This window comes from Pseudomonas sp. S5F11, assembly GCF_019641515.1.
Taxonomy (GTDB): Bacteria; Pseudomonadota; Gammaproteobacteria; order Pseudomonadales; family Pseudomonadaceae; genus Aquipseudomonas; species Aquipseudomonas rhodesiae.
This window is the reverse complement of sequence record NZ_JAIFJZ010000001.1, coordinates 708,019-729,819: the sequence shown is the minus strand read 5'-3', so window position 1 is coordinate 729,819 and position 21,801 is coordinate 708,019. Positions and strand designations below refer to the sequence as shown.

Sequence of the window (21,801 nt, the reverse complement as noted above, 5' to 3'; positions counted from 1 at the left end):
TCGAATGAAAAGGCCTGTTTATCTAAAGCCCTGAGCGCTTCCTGAAAAACCGCTTGCGATAGAGTTCCAATTGAGAATGGCTTCCATCTTGGTGAGCCAGGGACTTTATCTAGACGGGTCACAGGAAGCTTTTCATGAGCGAGCTGACAACAGCAGACACCACCGCACTGCGCAGATGGCTGATCGAACACCTTGCCCAGTTGCTGGGCGCTACCGTGGAAGAAATCGACAGCCTGGGCGATGAGGAAAACCTCTTGGGCTGCGGGTTGGATTCCATCCGCCTGATGTACTTGCAGGAGCGCCTGCGCAGCCATGGGTTGCGGGTCGACTTCGCCCAACTCAGCGCCGAACCCAGCCTCGCGGCCTGGCTTGACCTGCTGCATGGCCAGGCGGTGCGGCGTGTGGAGGTGACTGATGTCGCCCCGTTGAGCGCAGCCGACGACAGTTTTGAACTCAGCGCGGTGCAACAGGCGTACTGGCTGGGGCGCGGGCCCGCCGAAGTGCTGGGCAATATCAGTTGCCACGCATGGCTGGAATTCGATTGCCAGGGCATCGATGCGCAACGCCTGGAAGCGGCAGTCAAGTGCGTGCAAGCGCGTCACCCGATGTTGCGGGCCAGTTTCAACGACGGCCGCCAACGCATTCTTGGCGCAACGCAATTGCCGGTTTTCGACCATCAGGATTGGCGCCACCACACTCAAGCGGTTGCGCAAGACGCCTGGCACGCGCTGCGTGAATGGCGATCGCATGAATGCCTGGCCGTGGACGCGGGGCAGGTGTTGCTGGTCGGCCTGGTGCAGTTGCCCGAAGGCCGCGATCGTGTGTGGTTGAGTGTCGACCTGCTGGCCGTCGACGTGGAAAGCCTGCGCCTGTTGATGGCGCAACTGGGCCAGGCCTATCAGGCGCCGGCCGCGCTTGCGCCCGCGCCGGACGTGCAGTTTGCCGACTACCTGGGCCGGCGCCGCCAACGTCGCGCAGAGGCGTATGCGCGAGATCGTGAGCATTGGTGCAAACGCCTTGCGCAGTTGCCGGACGGCCCCGCACTGCCGCTGGCCTGTGCCCCGGAATCGATCCGTGCGCCACGGTTTACCCGCCAGGCTTACGTACTCAGTCACGCAGAAGCCGAACGCCTGCGTCGCCAGGCGACGGCCCATGGCCTGACGTTGCCCAGCGTGTTCGCCACAGCGTTCAACGCGGTGTTGGCACGCTGGAGTGAACAGTCGAGCTTCCTGCTCAATGTGCCGTTGTTCGATCGTCACGATGATCAGCAATCCATCGACCAGGTGATTGCCGACTTCACCACCTTGCTGCTGGTGGCGTGTGAAGATACGCCGCAGTTGCCGTTTGCCGAAGGCGCCCGACGCTACCAGCGCGACTTGCACGCCACCATCGACCACGCGGCGTTTCCCGCGCTGGAAGTGCTGCGTGAGGCACGTCGCCAAGGTCATCCGCGTTCCGCGCCGGTGGTGTTTTCTTGCAACTTGAGCGATTCGGGTTTTGTCCCCGCCAGCTTTCGCGAGGTGTTTGGCGACCTGCACGACATGCTCTCGCAAACCCCGCAAGTGTGGCTCGACCACCAACTGTATCGGCTTGAGGACGGCGTGCTGCTGGCCTGGGACAGCGTTGCCGAACTGTTCCCGCAAGGCGTGCCGCAGGCGATGTTCAGCGCCTATGTCGAGCTGGTGCAGCGTCTCGCCGACAGCGACTGGAACCAGCCGCAACCGGTGTTGTTGCCGCTGGCGCAACAGGCGCGCCGCGACCAGCAGAACAGTCTGCCGGCGTTGGCGCCGGGGCGTGGCCTGCTTGAAGACTTTTTTCGCCAAAGTGCCCGGCAACCCGACGCACTCGCCCTGATCTGCGGCGCGCAACGCTGGACATATAACGATCTGGCCACCCAAGCCCTGCGTATAGCGGCGGGTTTGCTTGAGGCGGGCATGCGTCAGGGCGAGGCGGTGGAGGTCTGCCTGCCGCGTGGGCCTCGCCAGATCGCCGCGGTATTCGGCGTGCTGGCGGCCGGTGGTTGCTATGTGCCGGTGGATACCGCACAGCCGGTTGCGCGGCGCAGCCTGATCGAATCGGCTGCGGGCATCACCCGAGTGATTGCCGATCAGCCGCCGGGCAACGCGCTGCAATGGCTTGACCCGGCGGTGCTTGAGCAGTCCGCGCCATTGGCCGCGCCGAAAACGCTATCGCCGCGCGCCAGCGCGTATGTGATCTACACCTCGGGCTCTACCGGCATTCCCAAAGGTGTTGAAGTCTGCCATGGCGCCGCAATCAACACGATCGATGCGGTGCAGGCCGAACTGCAGGTCACTCCGAATGATTGCCTGCTGGCCGTGTCGGCGCTGGATTTCGACTTGTCGGTGTACGACCTGTTTGGCGTGCTGGGGCAGGGCGCTCGCCTGGTGCTGCTGCAACCTGAAGAAACCCGCGATGCGGCGCGTTGGGCGCAACTGATCGCCGAACACCGCGTGAGCCTGTGGAATTCGGCCCCGGCATTGCTGGAAATGGCCCTGGGCGTCGGCGCCGATGCCTGTGACTACCGAAGCCTGCGGGCGGTGTTGCTGTCGGGCGACTGGATTGCCCTCGACCTCGCCGCACGCCTGCGGCGCCACGCCACCGCGCAGTGCCGCGTGTACGGCCTGGGCGGCGCCACCGAGGCGGGTATCTGGTCGAACCTGCAAAGCATTGATGAGGTCCCCGACCATTGGCCGTCGATTCCCTATGGCAAGCCTTTGGCCGGCCAGGCGTATCGGGTGGTGGACGCCACCGGGCGCGATGTGCCGGACCAGGTGATCGGGCAACTGTTGATCGGTGGCGCAAGCCTGGCGCGGGGGTATCGCAATGACCCGTTGCTGACCGCACAGCGCTTTCGCAGTGATGAGCACGGGCGTTGGTACCACACCGGCGACCGCGGGCGCTTCTGGGCTGATGGCACCCTTGAGTTTCTCGGGCGCATGGACCAGCAGGTCAAGCTGCGCGGGCAGCGTATCGAACTGGGGGAAATCGAAGCGGCGCTCACCGCCCACCCACGGGTTGAAAGCGCCTGTGCTGCCGTGTTGAACGGCAGCCTCGGCGCGGCCGTGGTGATCAGCCCTGAATCTGCATCGGCGCAGGCGTTGCCGGCCGTCTCGATGCTCGACGACACCTTGGCCGCAGAACACCAGGTCACCGCGCAGCTGTTGCGCCGCCTGCTGCAAGACCCGCCGCCCAGCGCCCTGCTCGACACGTGGCGCGAGTGGCTGGCCGAGCATGTCGAGTCGCTCAGCCTGCACGACGCGTTGGCGCACTTAGGGTGGCGCGAGGCGGATCTGCACCGCATGGTCGGTGCCTTGCAGGTGCTGTTGCGCACCGAAGACGGCGCCTCGCAAGTGTTGTTCGATCCGTTGCTGGCACCGCAGGCCATGGCGTTGAACCTGCCGGCGGGCCGCCAGGTGTTGGACACCCTGAGCCAGGAGCTTCAACAACACAGCGGCACACCGCTGAAAGTCGCGGTGCTGGATGTGCGCGGCGGGCAGTTGCTGGAGCAATGGCTGGACCATGCGAGTTCGCGCGACGTGCAACTGACCTTGTTCGAGAGCAGCCCCGGCCTGCTGGCGGCCAGCGTGGGCAAGCGCCGGCGCGTGGCGCGCCAATTGCTGGTGGAGGGCGTGCTGCCAGCTGAACACTGGTCACAGTACGACGTGGTGATCAGCTTCGCGGCCTTGCACAGTTATGCTCAGCCCGGCGATGGGCTGAATCTGGCGCAGGCACTGCTCAAGCCGCAAGGCCGCCTGTTGCTGGCCGACCTGTTGCGCGACTCGCCGTTGCGGCTGGTCAGCGCGGCGCTGCTGGATGAGCGCGCACCGGTATTGCCTGACGCTGCCGAACTGGCGCACCTGCTCGGCCAGAGCGGTTTTCGCCACCTGGAATGCCTGTGGCAAAACCCCGCGATGCTGCTGTTGAGTGCGCGTGCGGCGGATGAAACCCTGACCGCTGAAAGCCTCGACCAATGGCTGCAACAACGCTTGCCCCAGGCGATGCGGCCCGAACATCTGTGGTCCGTACCGCGCCTGACACTGAATGCCAACGGCAAGATCGACCGCGCGCGCCTGCACGCCAGCCTCAGCGATGCGTTGCAACGCAGGCAACCGGCAAACAACGAAGACGGCGAACTCAGTGCCGAGCTACAGCCCCTGGCAGCGTGCTGGGAGGCCATCCTGGGACGGCCGGTGCGCAGCGCCCAGGCGAGCTTTTTCAGCCTGGGCGGCGACAGCCTGCTGGCGACGCGGCTGCTGGCCAGCGTGCGTGAACAACTGGGCGCCAGCCTGCGCATGAGCGATTTCTACCTGCAGCCGACATTGGCAGGCATGGCCGCGTTGCTGGTGCGCAGCGGCGAAGTGGCTATCGAGGAGGGCGTGTTATGAGCCTGGATGATGTGCTGCACATCTGCCGTGAACGCCAGATCGAACTCTGGGCCACTGACGGCAAGCTGCATTTTCGCGCGCCGCAAGGCGCATTGGATTCAGCCCTGGCGGAGCGTATTCGCGCCCAGCGGCCAGCGCTGTTGGTGCATCTTGCGCCCCAACAATGGCGCGCACAGCCGGAGCAGGCGCTGCAACCCTTCGCCTTGAGCGCGGTACAGGGCGCCTATGTACTGGGACGCAACCCGGCCTTTGACTATGGCGGCAACGCTTGCCACCTGTATGTCGAATACCCGTGGCCGGCGAACGTCGACACCGGGCACCTTGAACAGGCGTGGAACGCCGTGGTGCAACGTCACCTGATGCTGCGGGCGGTGGTCGATAACCATCAGCAACGTGTGCAAGCCCAGGTGCCATGGCAACAGCTGCCGGTGCATGACCGCCGCGACGCCACGCCCGAGGAGTTCGAGGCGCACCTGAACAGCGTGCGCAAGCGCCTGGACCATGCCTGCCATGCGCTCGATCAATGGCCGATCCTGCTGCCCCAACTGAGCGTGGGACGCGAGCAGGCAATCCTGCATTGCTCGGTGGATTTCACCTTGTTCGACTACGCCAGCCTGCAACTGCTGCTGGCAGAACTCACCCAGCGCTACTTGGAACCGACGCGCCACTGGCCGGCGCTGGAAGCGACCTTTCGCGACTACCTCGAGCACGAACAGCAAGCGCGTGGCAGCACCGCCTGGCACGCCGACAAGGCGTGGTGGCTGGCGCGCCTGGACAGCCTGCCCGGGCGTCCGGACCTTCCGCTGAGCGAGCACGCGGGCTTGGGCTCCACGCGTTTCGCCCACCACCATGGCGTGTTGAGCAGCGGGCAATGGAACGCCCTGTGCGCCCTCGCCAGCGCCCAAGGCCTCAGCGCGGCGGGCGTGACGCTGGCCGCGTTTGCGGAGGTGATCGGGCGCTGGAGCCAAAGCCCGGACTTTTGCCTGAACCTCACCGTGCTCAACCGACCGAACCTGCACCCGCAGTTGAACCAGGTCGTGGGAGACTTCACCGCGCTGAGCCTGCTCGCGGTGGACGGCACCGAGGGCGCCAGTTTTGTCCAGCGTGCGCGGCGTATCGGCGCGCAGCTTTTCGATGACCTCGACCACAGCCGCTTCACCGGCGTTGAGGTACTGCGCGAACTGGCCCGTGTGCGAGGGCGTGGCGCCGACCTGATGCCGGTGGTGTTCACCAGTGGCATCGGCAGCGTCGAACGCATGCTCGGCGATGCCGGGCGTGTGTTGCAGCCGCCCAGCTACATGATCAGCCAAACCCCGCAAGTGTGGATTGACTGCCAGGTCAGCGACCAATACGGCGGTTTGCAGATCGGCTGGGATGTCCGCATCGGCGTGTTGCCCGAGGGCATGGCCGCGCAGATGTTCGCAGCCTACGTCGACTTGCTGCAACGCTTGGCCTGCGACCCGCAATTGTGGCAAGCGCGTGGCGATATCGTGCTGCCCGCGCAGCAGGCAAACCCGCCAATCCACGCCAGCGCCCCAGCGCGCAATATCGCCGACGGCTTCGCCCAACAGGCGCTGCGAACTCCGGATGCCCTCGTGATCAGCGACCGCGACGGCCGTTACCGCTATCGTCAGGTCGCCCAGCATGCCGCCGCGGTGCGCAAGGCGCTTGAAGCGCTCGGCGTGCAGCCGGGGGCGCGGGTGGCGGTGATGCTGCCCAAGAGTGCCTGGCAACTGATGGCGGTGCTGGGCATTACCCAGATGGGCGCGGCCTATGTGCCGGTGGACATCCGCCAACCGACCTTGCGCCGCGAGGCGATCCTGCGCGACGCGGGGATTGCTGCGGTGATTGTCTTGCAAGCCCAGGCATGGCCGGACAGCCTTGAACTTCCGCGCGTCGCCATCGATACGCTTGCCGTCGACCCGCATTGGCCACCCCGTGAGCCGCTGGCGGTAGAGGCCGCGGACCTGGCCTACATCATCTACACCTCAGGCTCCACCGGCACGCCCAAAGGCGTAATGCTCAGCCATGGCGCGGTGGTCAACACCCTCGATGACATCAACCAGCGCTACGCGGTGAACGTCGATGACCGCGTGCTGGGCCTGGCAGAGTTGAGTTTCGACTTGTCGGTGTATGACTTCTTCGGCGCCACGGCGGTCGGTGCGCAGGTGGTGCTGCCCGACCCCGAGCGCGGCGCCGATCCTTCGCATTGGGCGCAATTGATGCAGGAACACGGCATCACCTTGTGGAACTCGGTGCCCGCACAAGGGCAGATGCTGGTGGATTACCTGGAGACCGAGCCCGGCGCAATCCCCGGGCCGCGCTGTGTGCTGTGGTCCGGCGACTGGATTCCCACCACGCTGCCGACCCGCTGGTGGCAACGCTGGCCCGAAAGCCAGTTGTTCAGCCTGGGCGGCGCCACCGAAGCGGCGATCTGGTCGGTGGAGCATCCCATTCGTGCCGAAGATACGGCCTTGCCAAGCATCCCCTACGGCCGGGCCCTCAAGCACCAGACCCTGGAAGTACTCGACGCGCTGGGCCGCCAGTGCCCGGTGGGCGTGCGTGGTGAGATTCATATCGGCGGACTCGGCCTGGCCCTGGGTTATGCCGAAGACCCGCAACGCAGCGCCGAGCGGTTCATCACCCATGCCAGCGGGCGTCGCCTGTACCGCACGGGTGACCAGGGGCGTTACCTGGACGCGGAAGGCTTGATCGAGTTTCTTGGGCGCCAGGATGACCAGGTGAAGATTCGCGGTCACCGCATCGAACTGGCGGAAATCGACGCGGGCTGGCTGGCCCATCCGCAGATCGCCGCGAGTACCACGGTGTTGCTCGGCGAGCGTCACGAACGTTCGCTGTGCAGCTTCGTCACCCTGCACACCAACGCGCCTGCGCCTCACCTGAGCACGCAGTTGGGCGAAGTCCTGCGCCAGGCTCGCCACACCCTTGAACACGCGGATTTCGGCCCGCGCACCGCCATCGAAGCAGCACTGGCTGCGCTGGATCGGGCGGCGGATGTGTCGTTGCTGCACTGGTTGGGCGGCAGTGGCTTGCTGATCCCGGGGCAGTCCGTGGCATTCGACTCGCTGTGCCAGGCCTTGCAACTCGACGCCGGTCAGCATCGCCTGTTGCGGCATTGGCTTACGTTGTTGACCGACAGCGGCTACCTGTGTGCAGACAATGACGGTTGGCGCTGCCAGGTCAGCACGGCTGAACTGAACCAGGACGATGCCTGGGCACAGTTCGCCCGTCTGGCGCCGAGCGGTCTTTGGCCGCTGGAATTGGTCGATTACCTGCGCACCAGCGCGACCCGCCTGGCCGAGCAATTGGACGGGCGCCTGAGCCCGGCAAGCCTGATGTTCCCGCAAGGCTCGGCACATATTGCCGAGGCGATGTACAGCCGTGGCCAGCATGCCCAAGTGCTGCATCGGGCCATGGCCGAGGCGGTTTGCGCGATCGTTGCGCGCCAGAGCCAGCGCCGCTGGCGCATCCTGGAAGTGGGTGCCGGCACCGGTGCCGCCAGTGCGCTGATCATCCCCGCGCTGGCGCCGTTGGTGGCGGACGGGGTGCAGATCGACTATGTGTTTTCCGACGTGTCGAGCTATTTCCTTAACGCTGCGCGCGAACGCTTTGCCGCGTATCCGTGGGTGCGCTTCATGCCGTTCGACATGAACAAACCCGCCTGCGAACAAGGGCTTGCCGCGGGGTCCCTGGACCTGCTGCTCAGCTCCGGCGCATTGAACAACGCCCTGGATACACCGCGCCTGCTCGCCGGGTTACGCCAATTGCTGCAAGCCGATGCCTGGCTGGTGATCCAGGAACTGACCCGCGAACACCGCGAAATCAGCATTAGCCAAAGCCTGATGATGGAGACGCCGCAGGACGTGCGCGCCGCCACCGGGCAGCTGTTCGTGCATACGGACCAGTGGCTGGCGTGGCTGAACAGCGAGGCCGGCGATCAGGCCGAATCGCTGGCGTCGGCCGACAGTGTGCTGCACCTGCTGGGCTACGACCTGTTGGTCGCACGCGTGAAAACCGACCGGCCATTACTGAGCCAGGAGACGTTGCTGGCCTTCATCGCCGAGCGCGTGCCGCGTTATATGGTGCCGGCGCAGGTGCGGATACTCGACCGCTTGCCGGTCACCGCCAATGGCAAGATTGACCGCCGCGCGCTGACCACCCAAGCCGAGCAGCGCCAGCTCGAACCGGCACGCCGTGCGCGCACGGAAGTGGCGGATGAGTTGGTGCAGCGCTTGATCGCGCATTGGGAGCGAGTACTCGATTGCAGTGGGGTGTCGGCGGATCAGGATTTCTTCGGCGCCGGTGGTGACTCGCTGCTGATCGCACAATTGATCGCCGGCTTGCGCGAGCAAGAGCCATTGGCCCGTGCGCAACCCTTCGACCGCCTGTTGCGCTGGGCTCTCAGCCAGCCGACCCCGGAAGGCCTGGCCCAGCGCTTGCGCAGTGAGTCGAGCAGTGAAGCCCCCGCAGTGGTGCCCTCCACGGACCCCCGCCGTGCGCCGCTGGGTGGGCGCGGGCGGGTGGATGCGCTGACGGAACTGGCCGCGGGTGAAGGCACAGCGCGGGTGCTGGTGCATGAAGGGCTCGGCACGCTGCTGCCGTATCGCGGGTTGATCGCCGAACTGGCCGGCAGCGGCCCGTTGCTCGGATTGGCGGTGCACGACAGCGATGATTACTTGAGCCTGCCGCCGGAGCATATCAACGCCACCCTCGGCAAACGGTATGCCCAGGCGCTGTGGGACAGCGGCCGGCGTCGCTTCGACTTGCTGGGCTACTGCTCCGGCGGGCTAGTAACGCTGGAGCTGGCCAAGGCCCTGCTGCAATTGGGCGCCGAGGTGCGTCGGGTGGACATCGTATCGAGCTACCGCATTCCGTACCTGGTGGAGGATGAAGTGCAGATGCTCTACAGCTTCGCCGGCACCCTGGGGCTGGACACCGCTGCGCTGGGGTTGCCGGCGGCCGAGCCGTTGCTCGACAAACACCTGGGTCTGGACGCCACTGCGCTCAAATCTCGCGTACTGGCGGCGGCCAAGGGCATTGCCGATGAGCAGTTGTATCGGGTGTTCGCTCATTCCGTGCGCGCCAGCCACTACAGCGACGGCGCGCCGTATGTGGGCGCCATCCGCCTGTTTGTGCCGAGCGTCGCCAACCCGTTGATCCCCGATCACCAGGCCGCTCTGCAGGCCTGGTGGCAGGCGGCGTCGTTGGCGCCGCTGACTGTGCAGACCCTTCGCGGCAATCACTTCGAGTGCTTGAACGCCGGGCTGAGTCGTTACTTGCTGGAGGAACGCCCATGACTATGCCTGTGAAAACCCTGGTGGTGGGCTCGCGCTTCGGCCAGTTCTACGCCGTTGGTGTGGCTGCGGCCGAGCACCTGGAACTGGTCGGGGTGCTGGGGCAGGGCAGCCGTCGCTCCCGCGCACTGGCTCGCTATCTCGAAGTGCCGTGTTTCGAGGCCTTGGCCCACGTACCCGCCGACACACAACTGGCCTGCGTGGCGGTGGGCGGCGCAGCAAGGGGCGAACAAGGCCCCGCCTTGGCGCAAGCGCTGATGGAGCGGGGCATTGATGTGCTGATCGAGCACCCGTTGCTGCCCCAGGAACTGCAAGACTTGCTGAGCACGGCGGCGCGCCTGCATCGGCGCTGCCTGCTCAACAGTTTCTATCCGCAGTTGCCGTGCGTGGCGCGGTTCATCGAGCTGGCGCGGCAGCTGCATCGTCAACAGGGCATTCGCCATATCGACGCCGACTGCGCGGTGCAGGTGAGTTACGCGACCCTCGATGTGCTGGCGGCGCTGTTGGAGTCGGTAGGCCCATGGTCGGTGGACTGCGTGGCACCGGCGCTGTCGGCCTGGCGGGATATCAGCCTGGTCATGGCGCAAGTGCCGGTGTCGCTGCGCGTGCTCAATGAGTTGGCCGCCAATGATGACGGGCGCATGCAGAGGCTGCAGCGCATCAGCATCGCCACTGACAGCGGCACGTTGCTATTGGCCTCGCCCCACGGACCGTTGCTGTGGCTGCCGGCCGTTCGTGCGCCGGTGCAAGATGTCGACGGGGTGTTCGACCTGTTTGGGCCGCAGGCCGATGAGCCGCTGCCGTGCGCCGAAGTGTTGGAGGCCGCGGCGGCGGATTGGGCGCAGGTTTACCGCCGCGTCTGGCCGACAGCCGCGGCCAGTGCATTGCAACCGCTGATCACGGGGGTGGGGCTGGCGCGCCTGCAACAGCGCAGCCTGGAAGTGGTGAGGCTATGGCAGCAGGTGACGGCGGCGCTCGGGTTCCCGCTGCAGCCGTCGCTGACGTTGCCGGCGGCCGGCCTGGCCCAGGCATTGGAGCACGTCCGATGAGCCACTTGAGCGAAATGCTGCGTCCTTTCCGTGCGCGCTTAGGGGCGGCGATCGCGTTGCAGGCCGTCGCCGGGATCTGCTCGCTGCTGCCGCTGATAGCCTTGGCGCAACTGGCGGACAGCTTGCGCCAGGCGCCGCCGCTGGCGTCTTCGGCACTGAACTGGGTGGTGGTGGCGGTGGTGGCGTCAGCGCTGTGGTTGTTTGGCCAGACCCTGGCCTTGCACCTGACCCATCAGGTGGACGCCGACCTGTGTGACCGTCTGCGCGTGCGCCTGGCCGAGCATCTGCAACGCTTGCCCTTGGGCTGGTTTGCTCGGCTGGGGGCCGAGGGCGTCACCCGTTACGCCGAGCAGGATGTGCGGGCCTTGCACCAACTGGTGGGCCATGCGCCGACCGACCTGGTCAACCTGCTGTTGATTCCCATGGCCACCCTGGCCTACCTGCTGTGGAGCAACAGTGCCCTGGCGCTCTGGTGCCTGCTGCCGTTGGCATTGGGCGTGCTGGGCTATTGGCGCCTGGGCTCGGCGCATTACCGCGAGGACGTGGCCCAGCGCAATAGCGCAATCCAGCGGTTGTTCAGCGACTACAGCCAGTTCGCCGGCAACCTGGGCCTGGTCCGGCAATTTCCCAGCGCGGGCATTCATCGCCGTGTGCAAGAGGCGGTGCAGCAGTTTGATCAGCGCTTCAGCCATTGGGTGAGCCGCGCCGGTCATCTTGCTGCGCTGATCCAGGTCCTTCTCAGCGCACCGTGGCTGTTGGCATGGGTGGTCCTTGGCACACTATTTATCGGCGTGAGCGAAGTGGGCGCCGTGCAGGTCTGCGGCTTTTTGCTGCTGGTGCGCGCCATAGCGGCGCCGGTATTGGCGCTGGGGCACGGCTTTGATGCGCTGAACAACGCGCGCGCAAGTGCCCGGCGCCTACAGGAGGTGTTGAGTACACCGCCGTTGATCGAACCCGACGCGCCGCAATCGCCTCGGGACGCCAGCGTGGAGATGCTCGATGTGAGCTTCTCCCAGGGTGATGTCACGGTACTGAAGGCGATCAACCTGCGCCTGGAGCCGGGCACTACCACCGCGCTGGTGGGGCCGTCCGGCGCGGGAAAAAGCACCTTGGCCGGTTTGATCGCCCGCTTTATGGACGTCGACAGCGGGCATGTGCGCGTGGGCGGGGTGGATGTTCGGCAGATCGCCAGCCGCCAATTGCAGCAGTATCTGGCGCTGGTGTTTCAGCAGGCGGGGGCATTGCGCCTGTCACTGGCGCAAAACATCGCCCTGTATCAGCCCCACGCCAGTGAAAAACAGATTCGCGCCGCGGCCAAGGCGGCCTGCCTGGATGACTGGATCATGGGGTTGCCCAAGGGCTACGCCAGCGTGGTGGACGATGATGTGCGGCTGTCCGGCGGCGAATTGCAGCGCCTGGCGATTGCGCGGGCGCTGCTTTCGCGTGCGCCGATCATGTTGCTCGACGAACCCACCTCCGCCACCGACCCGCAGACCGAGCGCGCCTTGCGTACTGCACTGCGCGACGACGCGGCCGGGCGCACGCGGCTGATCATCGCCCATCGCCTGGAAACCATCGCCCATGCCGAGCAGATCCTGGTGCTCTGCGAAGGGCGCATTGTGCAGCGCGGATGTCATGCACAGTTGTTGGCCGTGGACGGTCTGTACCGCCAGCTGTGGGACGAGCAAATGTCGATGGCCGATCAACTGGAGTTCGTGTCATGAGTGTACTTTCGCCGTTGCGTCATTTGCCCGACCAGGCCCGGCGCATACTGCGCGGCGCCCTGGGGTGGATGCTACTGGCCGCCGTGCTGGATGGCTTGGCGGGGTTGGCGCTGGTGCCGCTGATACTGGCCTGGTTCGATCAACAGAGTGTGCAGCCAAGCGTGCTGCTGTTGATGGGGCTGACGTTGCTGCAGGCCTTGGTCAGCTACGTTGCCCAGCGCCGTGGTTATCTGGCGGGAGCCGGGTTGGCGGCCGGCCTGGTCTCGCAACTGGTGCAACAGCTGCCGCGTTTGCCATTGGCGCGGCAGGGCCAGCTGGAAGATTTGGTGCGCGGGCCGGTGTTCAACAGCATGGGCATCCCGGCGCACTTGCTGGCGCCGCTGGTAACGGCGCTGGTGACGCCGACGATGGTGGTGCTGGGGCTGATCTTTATTGAACCGCGTTTGGCGCTGGCGTTGGCCCTGGCTTATCTGCCGTTGTTCGCCCTGCTGCGTTGGGCCGGGCGACGTAGCCTGGCGCTGGAGCAACTGCGCCAGCAAGTCGACCGTCGCGCCGGGCAGCTGTTGCAGACATTCGCGCAGCAACAGGCCTTGATCCGCAGCGCCGGTGATGCCAGCCAGGGCCAGTTGGCGTTGCGTCAGGCCTTGCACGAGCAACACCAGGCCACGCACCGTCTCAACCGCCGCGCGTTGCCCAGCGGGCTTGGCTTTGCGGCGGCGGTGCAGGTGGTGTTTTCGCTGATGTTGGCAGGTGGCGTGCTGGCGGTGGCGGCGGGGCAGTTATCCGGCGCGCTGTTGGTGGCGGTGTTGGTGTTGCTGGTGCGCTTCATCGAACCGCTGTCGCAACTGGCTTACCTGGACCAGGCTTTGCGTATGGCGTGGCAGGCGTTGTCTCAAGTGCTCGCGGTGTTGGCCGTGCCGACGCTGCACAGCCCGCACCCCGGAGAGCAGCCTCAGGATGCAAGTTTGCAAGGGCAAGGCTTGAATATCTGCGGCGAAGGCGGCGAGCAGTTGCTCAAGGATGTGGACATCCATTGCGCGCCGGGAACGTTCACGGCGATTGTCGGACCGTCGGGCGCGGGTAAAAGTACTCTGCTGGCCTTGCTGGGGCGTGGCATGGACCCGCAGACCGGCGCAGTACGACTCGGCCAGGTGGACATTCGCCAGCTAAGCGAACACACCTTGGCCAACCACCTCACGCAAGTGTTCCAGAACAGCGGGCTGTTTGCCGGCAGCCTGCTGTGGAATGTCAGCATGGCCCGGCCGCAAGCCACGCCTGCGCAACTGCAACACGCCGCCAAGGATGCTGCATTGGATGAGGTGCTCAGCAGCCTGCCGCAGGGTTGGCACAGCGAGGTGGGGCCGGGCGGCGCATTACTCTCGGGCGGCCAGCGGCAACGGGTCGGCCTGGCGCGCGCGCTGCTGTCCCCGGCGCCGATCCTGTTGCTTGACGAACCCACCGCCAGCCTCGATGCGCGCTGCGAAGCACGGGTCAATCGCAGCCTGCAGGCGCTGCATGGCAGGCGCACCGTGGTGTTGGTGTCACACAACCCGATGTTGGTGCGCGGTGCCGATCAGATCCTGGTGCTGGAAGGCGGCAGCGTCAGTGGCTGCGGCAGTCATGAGCAGTTGCTGGCCACGCACCGCTGGTATGCGCAGTTCGTCGAGCAAAACCTGCCGGGCAGCCATTGAAAAAGTCCCTTAATCGAAAAGTCGCAGCGTTCGTTTAAACGATACTAATGCGAATTATTATCGATAAAGAGGCTGGGCAATGTCACACCGGGGAGCAACAAAGGCGGGGCGGGGTTTCCAACGTAATGGGGCGCAACTTGGGATGGTGTTGGTGCTGGGCCTAAGCCCGTTGGCACAGGCGATTGCGACCGTGCAATTGCCTGTCATCAAGGTCGCGGGTGACGACACCTCGGGCGAGGTGACCCCACCCGGCGTGACCGCCATCGGCAAGCTACCGCTCAAACTGCGGGAAACGCCGCAGTCGGTGAGCGTCATCGACCACGAGCGCATCGAGCAGCAAAACCTGTTCAGCCTCGATGAGGTGATGCAGCAGGCCACTGGCGTGACGGTGCAGCCTTTCCAGTTGCTGACCACCGCGTACTACGTGCGTGGCTTCAAGATCAACTCTTTCGAACTGGATGGCGTGCCGGCGATGCTCGGTGAAACCGCCGGTTCGCCTCAGGACATGGCGGTGTATGAGCGCGTCGAAATCCTGCGTGGCTCCAATGGTTTGCTGCACGGCAGCGGTAACCCGGCGGCCACGGTCAACCTGGTGCGCAAGCGCCCACAAAAGGCATTCGCCGCCAGCACCACCCTCAGCGGCGGCACCTGGGACCGTTACCGCGGCGAAGTGGATGTCGGCGGGCCGCTGACCCAGACTGGCAATGTGCGTGGGCGCGTGGTGGCGGCCTACGAGGATCGCGACTACTTCTACGATGTCGGCAAGCAAGACACCCAGTTGCTCTACGGCATCACCGAATTCGACCTGACCCCAGACACCCTGCTGACCCTGGGCGCGCAATACCAGACCATCGATTCGGTGACCAACATGGCCGGCGTGCCCATGGCCAAGGACGGATCGAGCCTGAACCTGTCGCGCTCCACCTATCTGGACGTGGACTGGGACCGCTTCAAGTGGACCACGCGCCGGGTGTTCGGCTCTCTTGAGCAGCAACTGGATCACGACTGGAAAGCCAAGGTCGCCGCCGAATACCAGGATGCCGACTCAAGCCTGCGCTATGCCGGTGCTTTTGGCGCCATCGACCCGCTCACCGGCGATGGCGGTCGCTTGATGGGCGCTGCGTATAAATTCAGCAGCACTCAAAAGAGCGTGGATGCCTCGGTCAATGGGCCGTATTCGTTGTTTGGCCGCAGCCATGAGTTGCTGTTGGGCACCAACTACAGCCACGGCGAAACCGAGCAGCGCACCGCCCAGTTCACCACGCCGCTCAACGTGCCGGTGAATGTCTATCGCTGGGACCCGAGCAATGTGCCCAAACCCGGGATCGGCGCCTACACATCGCCCGGTTCCACGACGACCACCTCCAAGGGCGTCTACGCGCTGACCCGCTACAAACTGCTCGATCCGCTGACCCTGGTCATCGGCGGCCGGGCCAGTTGGTGGGACCAGAACGCGCCAACCAGCCACTTCACCCCCGGCCGGGAAATAACCCCGTATGGCGGCTTGATCTGGGACTTTGCGCAGAACTGGTCGTGGTACGCCAGCTACGCCGAGGTCTACCAGCCGCAGACCGGGCAAACCTGGAGCGGCGACCTGCTCAAACCGGTGGAGGGCAAGACCTATGAAACCGGGATCAAGGGCGAGTTGGCGGACGGGCGTTTGAATATGTCGCTGGCGGTGTTCCGTATCGACCTGGAGAACAACCCGCAAGTCGACCCGGACCATCCGGGTGTGGGGTCGACCACCTACTACATCAGCGGCGGCAAGGTGCGCAGCCAGGGCTTCGAGCTGGAGAGCAGCGGTTATATCACCCCCGAATGGAACGTCTCCGCCGGTTATACCTACACCAGCACCGAGTACCTCAAGGACACCAACGCTTCGGGTGAGCGCTATGCCAGCTTCACGCCGCGCCACATGGCGCGGGTGTGGACCCAGTACGAGTTGCCGTGGCAGGACCGCCGCTGGAGCGTCGGTGCCGGCATGCAGGCGCAAAGTGATTACTCCACCCAATCCGGGGCTGTGACCCTGGAGCAGGGCGGCTATGCCTTACTCAATGCGCGGGTCGCCTACCGCATCGACGAGCATTGGACTGCCGCGGTCAACGGCAACAATCTGGCGGACCGCAAGTACTACCAGAGCCTGTCCAACGTCAATTGGAACAACCGCTATGGCGAACCGCGCAGCCTCAATCTGACCCTGCGAGGTACGTTCTGATGGCCGCTCCGGCCCTTGGTTCCTGGCCGCTGCGCATTTGTCTGGCGCTGGCGGGCAGTGTGCTCAGCAGCCTGCAACTGGCCGTCCTGCTGGCGCGGCATTATCCGTGGGGCGGTGGGCTGGAGCGGCTGTATGCCGGCGTGTTCCTGGGCTTGGGGTTTCTGGTGACGGTACTGCTGTGGTCGTTGCTGGCGCCGGATCGCAAACGCGTGGTGTGTCGCTCCAGCGTCTGGCTGCTGCTGTTTACGCCCTGGCTGCTTTGGGATGGAGCCTGGCGATGAACCTGATGGGCGCACCGAGGGCATTGGTCCAGCGTGTACATGCCGGGGCAGGCGGGGTGTTTGGAGTACTGCTGTTCGTGATCCTGCTGACGGGGGCGTGGAGCATGGCCCATGAAGACTTGCGCGCCTGGTTTCGCGGCCCGGCGGCGTTGGCTCACGGACCGGCGCTACCGGTCGCGCAATGGCCGGCTATCGCTCGCGAGCGCGGCCTGGCGCTCGGTGAATTGCGCATTCGTTTGCCGGACAGCCGCCACTCGGTGGTCGAGTTGTGTGCATCGCCCAAGGACTGCACGGTCGCCTTGGACCCCGTCAGCGGCCGTGAGCTGGCGTCAGGCAGCGCGGCTGATATCCTGTTCAACCTGCACAAAAGTCTGTTCATCGGTTTTCCCGGCCGGATTTTGATCAGCTTTTTGGGCGTGGTGTTGTTGCTGGTGATCTGGGCAGGCAGTGCATTACACAGTGGGCGCCTGCAAGACCTCAAGCGCCTGCGGCGCGACCGTGGGGCGCGGGTGTTCGCCCATGACTTGCACAGCCTGATCGGCCGTTGGTGCGGGCCCTGGTTGCTGCTGTTTGGCATCACTGGCGCGTTGTCCGGTCTAGGGGCGCTCGGCACCTTGGGGCTAGCCGCGCAGGCGTTCCCGGGCGCGCCGCAGCAAGCGTTCATGCAGTTGCTGGGGGCACCGCCGCAGGTCGACCGAACAACAGCTTCGGAGCCGGCGGTCGATCTGGATCAGTTGCTGCACCAGGACGCCGTCGCCCATCCGGGGTTCTCTGCTCAGAACGTCGCCTTGCACCACTGGGGTGAACCGGATGCCTGGGTGGAAGTGAGCGGTATCCAACAAGGCCTGCCCAGTACGGCCGTCTTTGAACGGCATGCCTATCGCGCCGCTGACGGCCTCGCCGTCGGCTCCAGCAGCGCCAGCGGGCGCGGTCTGTGGTTGCAGGCGTTTATTGCGGTGCAGCCGCTGCACTTTGCCGACTACCGCTGGGTGCCTGTTGGCGGGTCACTGCTGCGCGCTGTGCATTTCGGCATGGCGTTGGCGGCGGCGGGGTTGGTGCTCAGCGGCTTGTACCTGTGGCTGGAGCGTCGGCGCCTCAAGGCCGGCGGCGGTTGGCAGGTGCTACTGCGCCTGGTGGTCGGCGGCGGTGGCGGGTTGCTGGCGGCCACGGCGGTATTGCTCTGCGCGGGGGCGCTGGGCAGTGCCAACCTGGCGTGGTGGTTCTGGGGCGGTTGGCTTGCCAGCCTGCTGCTGGCCTGCCTGATGCCCCCCAGGCATCAACCGCTGCACCTGCTGCTGGCCGTGACGGGCCTGGGCTTCCTGGCGGCGGCGCTGCTGCACCTAGCCGGCAGCCTGAAACAAGGCAGCGTGCCGCTGTGGCCCATCGATCTTGTGTTGCTGCTGTGCGCGGCCAGTGCCCTGTGGGCATTGCGGCGCCTGATTTCGTTTACGCGCGCGGCACGGGCTGCCGCCGCCAATGTTGCCTGAGGGGAGACTTGTAATGCTGGATCTGTTGAAACATTGGCGCATGGTGCTGACCTTTGCACTGTTGTACCTGTCCCAAGGCATTTGCTTCGGCATCGCCATGGACGCCTTGCCGACCCTGCTGCGTCATGACGGCGCGGCGCTCCACGCCTTGGCGTTCCTGCCGTTGGTGGGGATACCGTGGGTGGTCAAGTTCCTCTGGGCGCCCCAGGTGGATAACCATTGGAGCCCACGCCTGGGGCGGCGCCGCAGTTGGATCATTCCCATGCAGATACTGGTGCTGCTGTGCATTGCCTGCCTGGCAAGCATCGGCCTGCGCGTCGAGACGGCAGGCATCGCCGTGGGCCTGCTGATTGTTGCCTCGCTGGCCAGCGCCACCCAGGACATCGCCACCGACGGCATGGCGGCAGAGTACTTTAGCGGCAACATGCTCGCGCGGATTAACGCCATCCAAGTGGGCGGCACCATGGTCGGCTTCTTCGTTGGCGGCGCCGGCACCTTGCTGCTTAGCGGCTACCTGGGGCAAACCAGCGCGTTCAGTCTGCTGGCTTTGGTGCCGTTGTTGAGTCTGGTGTGCGTCGGCTGGCTGCACGTGGCACCGGCCAAGGAAAAACAGCCAGATGTGGCGCATGCCTCATTATGGCGGTTCATCAGGCGGCCAAAGGCGCTGGCGCTGTTGGTGCTGGCCTTGTTGTCGGCCATGACGTCAGTGTCGGGTTTTGGCTTGTCAAAGCTGTTCCTGAATGACGCCGGTTGGTCTTTGCAGGCTATCGGCCAACTGGGCATGAGCGGCGGCGTGGTCACCATCGTCCTCGGCTGCGGCGGTGGTGCGTGGTTGATCCGAGTGTTGGGGCTGTGGCCGACGTTCATCCTGGCGGTAGGCATGGCCGGCGCTGCCGCGTTGACCTGGCTGCTGCAAGCCAACGGCATGCTTGCCACGCAAACCGGACTGATCTGGTTGGCCGTGGGCCTGGGCTCGTTCGCGACCGGCGCCACCTCGGTGGTGATCATGACCGCCTCCATGGCCTTCGCTGCGCAAAGCGACCAGGCCGGTACGGACATGACCGCCGTGCAAAGCACGCGTGATCTGGGGGAAATGCTGTCTTCGACCTTGCTGGTGGGGTTGACTGCGCAGGCGGGGTATAGCGGTGGGTTTCTGGCGGGGATGGTGATGGCGATCCTGGCGTCGTTGGTGGCGTTGAATGTGTCACGTCAACGTGTGGGGGAAAGAGCCGCGGGCTGATTGATAGGTTGGGCGATCGTCAAAGGCGCTCAACGGGTCAATCAGTGCGAGCGCTCGTGATCTTCCGACAGCCCGTCGATCGAGCTGTTAGCGCCCAACGTGCCCATGAGTTTATTGATATCCGTGGTGTAGAACTTCAGAAGTTCTCCGCGACGGATGCCTGTCTCCAAGAGCAATTCAATCATTAGCCAATTGCGCAGTTGCAAACGTTCCGGGAACGGATTCTCTGGTGAGCCTCATGAACATTTCTAGAATGACATATGATTTAACATAATATACATTATGCGTAATTAGATGTTACTTAATCAGAGGCGATGCCCGTCACATTTCAACGGGCAAAACCCCTTGCTGTGTCAAACCTGAGCAAACCCGCCATCCACGAACATCTCGCTGCCGGTCATGAAGCTGCTTTCGTCCGACGCCAGGAACAATGCGGCCGCTGCCACCTCTTCGGCTTGACCAATTCGGCCCAGAGGAACCTGCCCAGTCATGTCGTCAATGATCGCGTCCTTCTGACCGGTGCCGCTCAATGCCAGGTCCAGCCCCGGTGTCGAGATCGGTCCAGGAGAAATGACGTTGACGCGAATGCCTGTGCCTTTAAGGTCCAGCGCCCAACTTCTGGCGAAATTGCGCAGTGCCGCCTTGGTTGCGCTGTAAACGCTGAACGCTGGTGTTCCCATGGTGCCAGTCGTAGAACCGGTGAGCATGATCGAGCCGCCGGCGCTCATCAGTGGCAGCGCGTTTTGCACGGTGAACAGTGTGCCTTTGACGTTGATGCCAAACGTGCGGTCGAACGATGCTTCGGTAATTGAGCCGATAGGCTCGAAATCACCTAGGCCCGCATTGGCGAATAACACATCAATCCGACCCTTAGTCGCCTTGATCTGCGCGAAGATGCGTTCCAGATCATCCAGTTTGGCAATATCACCCTGAATGGCTATGGCGTGCGGGCCGATCAGGTCGAGCGCCTTGTCAAGTTCTTCTTGCCTGCGGCCGACGATAACGACCTGCGCGCCTTCCTGCGCAAAGCGAATCGCGCTGGCCAAGCCTATGCCGCTGTTGCCACCGGTGATGACTGCAATCTTGCCGTTGAGCCTGCTCATGTTGCACTCCAAGGTATGTGGAGGCACAACTGTAGATCCGGACTATTCTTTTGAATAGTATGCACCTTTTGGTAAGTATCCTATGGAGTGCCCGAATCATGGCTAATACGTCATTCAACTGCGGCCTTGAAGCTGCGCTCGCCGTGATCGGCGGCAAATGGAAACCGCTGGTTCTCTACAATCTGGCGAAGGATGTCCATCGCTACGGCGAATTGCGCCGCGCCATCGGTGGCGTGACCGATAAAGTGTTGATTCAGCAACTCAAGGAATTGGAGCGCGACGAGATCATCGTGCGAATCGATTTTCAGGAGATCCCGCCGAAGGTGGAGTACTCGCTGACACCGTTTGGCGAATCCTTGGCGATTGCATTGGGCACCTTATGTGCCTGGGGCACCGAACATATGCAGACGGTGGAACGTATCAGCCAGCGCCGTGCGGCCGCCCTCGCCCAGTCTTGAGCCCCCTCTTCTGGCATCCAACTCAACTAAATGACTATTTAGTTGAGTTAAATCAATAGCTTACGAAATCAAAGCTGAAACCGATCCACCGACTGCGACAGCTTGCCTGCCAGGCTCGACAGCTCGTCCGTGGTCGACGCTGTCTGGCCTATCACACGACTGTTGTTCTCCGACATCCCGGCAATCATCTCCACCTGATGGGAGATTTCATTGCTGGCCAGGCTCTGTTCACTGATGGTGCGCGAAATGTCGTGCACCAGTTCCGTGGTGTTGAGAGTTGCCTGCAGGATCTCGCGAATGGCGCGTTCCACATCAGCGGTAACCGCCATGCCTTTGTCCACTTGAGCGACGCCCTCCTCCATGCTGGTTACCGCTTCCCGGGTGCTTTGCTGGATGCGCCCAACCATGCTGGCGATTTCCTGGGTCGACGCACTGGTACGCCCCGCAAGGCTGCGCACTTCATCGGCCACCACCGCAAAGCCGCGCCCCTGCTCCCCGGCCCGCGCCGCTTCGATGGCTGCGTTGAGGGCCAGCAGGTTGGTCTGGTCAGCAATGCCTTTGATCACTTGGATGATGCTGTAGATCGCCTCGGATTCCTTGTCCAAGGTGCGGATCACCTGGGCCGATTGCTGGGAGGAACGGGCGATACCGTCCATGTCGCTGACCACCTGGTGTATGACTCGCCCACCGTCCTTGGCCAGGGCTTCGGCCTGGTTGGCCATTTCCAGTGCGTGCCCGGCGTGGCGGGTGATTTCTTCGATACTGGCAGTCATTTCACTGGCGGCAGCGGCCATGGTGCTGGCGGCTGAACTTTGCTGCTGGCTGCTGTTGG

At 64.4% G+C, this 21,801-nt stretch carries 12 protein-coding genes; 10 read left to right on the top strand and 2 right to left on the bottom strand.

The genetic code is table 11. The features are described from left to right. Window positions 1-134: 134 nt before the first annotated feature. The 9 genes from K1567_RS03165 (at window position 135) to K1567_RS03125 (ending at window position 19,408) form a co-directional block, all read left to right on the top strand. Window positions 135-4,406, top strand: a complete 4,272-nt coding sequence (locus K1567_RS03165; protein WP_220698125.1) for a non-ribosomal peptide synthetase — start codon at window positions 135-137, stop codon at window positions 4,404-4,406. Continuing rightward, the gene (locus K1567_RS03160) at window positions 4,403-9,724 is read left to right on the top strand and encodes a non-ribosomal peptide synthetase (protein WP_220698124.1); all 5,322 of its coding nucleotides are present in this window, start codon (window positions 4,403-4,405) and stop codon (window positions 9,722-9,724) included. The genes K1567_RS03165 and K1567_RS03160 overlap by 4 nt, the downstream gene beginning before the upstream one ends. Further along, on the top strand, window positions 9,721-10,770 hold the full coding sequence (locus K1567_RS03155; RefSeq protein WP_034113724.1) for a Gfo/Idh/MocA family oxidoreductase: 1,050 nt from the start codon (window positions 9,721-9,723) through the stop codon (window positions 10,768-10,770). Before K1567_RS03160 ends, K1567_RS03155 begins: the two co-directional genes overlap by 4 nt. Further along, window positions 10,767-12,494: an ABC transporter ATP-binding protein gene (locus K1567_RS03150; protein ID WP_220698123.1), complete on the top strand. Its 1,728-nt coding sequence runs from the start codon at window positions 10,767-10,769 to the stop codon at window positions 12,492-12,494. Before K1567_RS03155 ends, K1567_RS03150 begins: the two co-directional genes overlap by 4 nt. Then, window positions 12,491-14,185, top strand: a complete 1,695-nt coding sequence (locus K1567_RS03145) for an ABC transporter ATP-binding protein (protein WP_169902553.1) — start codon at window positions 12,491-12,493, stop codon at window positions 14,183-14,185. Before K1567_RS03150 ends, K1567_RS03145 begins: the two co-directional genes overlap by 4 nt. Before the next feature lie 142 nt (window positions 14,186-14,327). Next, entirely contained in the window at window positions 14,328-16,400 is a 2,073-nt protein-coding gene (locus K1567_RS03140) for a TonB-dependent siderophore receptor (RefSeq protein ID WP_169867802.1), read from the top strand. After that, window positions 16,400-16,681, top strand: a complete 282-nt coding sequence (locus K1567_RS03135) for a hypothetical protein (protein WP_034097888.1) — start codon at window positions 16,400-16,402, stop codon at window positions 16,679-16,681. The genes K1567_RS03140 and K1567_RS03135 overlap by 1 nt, the downstream gene beginning before the upstream one ends. Then, window positions 16,678-18,168: a PepSY domain-containing protein gene (locus K1567_RS03130; RefSeq protein WP_220698122.1), complete on the top strand. Its 1,491-nt coding sequence runs from the start codon at window positions 16,678-16,680 to the stop codon at window positions 18,166-18,168. The genes K1567_RS03135 and K1567_RS03130 overlap by 4 nt, the downstream gene beginning before the upstream one ends. A gap of 13 nt (window positions 18,169-18,181) precedes the next feature. After that, the gene (locus K1567_RS03125) at window positions 18,182-19,408 is read left to right on the top strand and encodes a RhtX/FptX family siderophore transporter (RefSeq protein WP_034113727.1); all 1,227 of its coding nucleotides are present in this window, start codon (window positions 18,182-18,184) and stop codon (window positions 19,406-19,408) included. A gap of 353 nt (window positions 19,409-19,761) precedes the next feature. Here K1567_RS03125 and K1567_RS03120 read toward each other — a convergent pair whose 3' ends face one another. Continuing rightward, on the bottom strand, window positions 19,762-20,511 hold the full coding sequence (locus tag K1567_RS03120; protein WP_034113728.1) for an SDR family NAD(P)-dependent oxidoreductase: 750 nt from the start codon (window positions 20,509-20,511) through the stop codon (window positions 19,762-19,764). 98 nt (window positions 20,512-20,609) lie between these two features. On the opposite strand from K1567_RS03120, the gene K1567_RS03115 reads away from it, so the two are divergent. Further along, window positions 20,610-20,969: a helix-turn-helix domain-containing protein gene (locus tag K1567_RS03115; protein WP_034113730.1), complete on the top strand. Its 360-nt coding sequence runs from the start codon at window positions 20,610-20,612 to the stop codon at window positions 20,967-20,969. A gap of 68 nt (window positions 20,970-21,037) precedes the next feature. Here K1567_RS03115 and K1567_RS27865 read toward each other — a convergent pair whose 3' ends face one another. Beyond that, the gene (locus tag K1567_RS27865; protein ID WP_405045996.1) at window positions 21,038-21,763 is read right to left on the bottom strand and encodes a methyl-accepting chemotaxis protein; all 726 of its coding nucleotides are present in this window, start codon (window positions 21,761-21,763) and stop codon (window positions 21,038-21,040) included. Window positions 21,764-21,801: the final 38 nt, after the last annotated feature.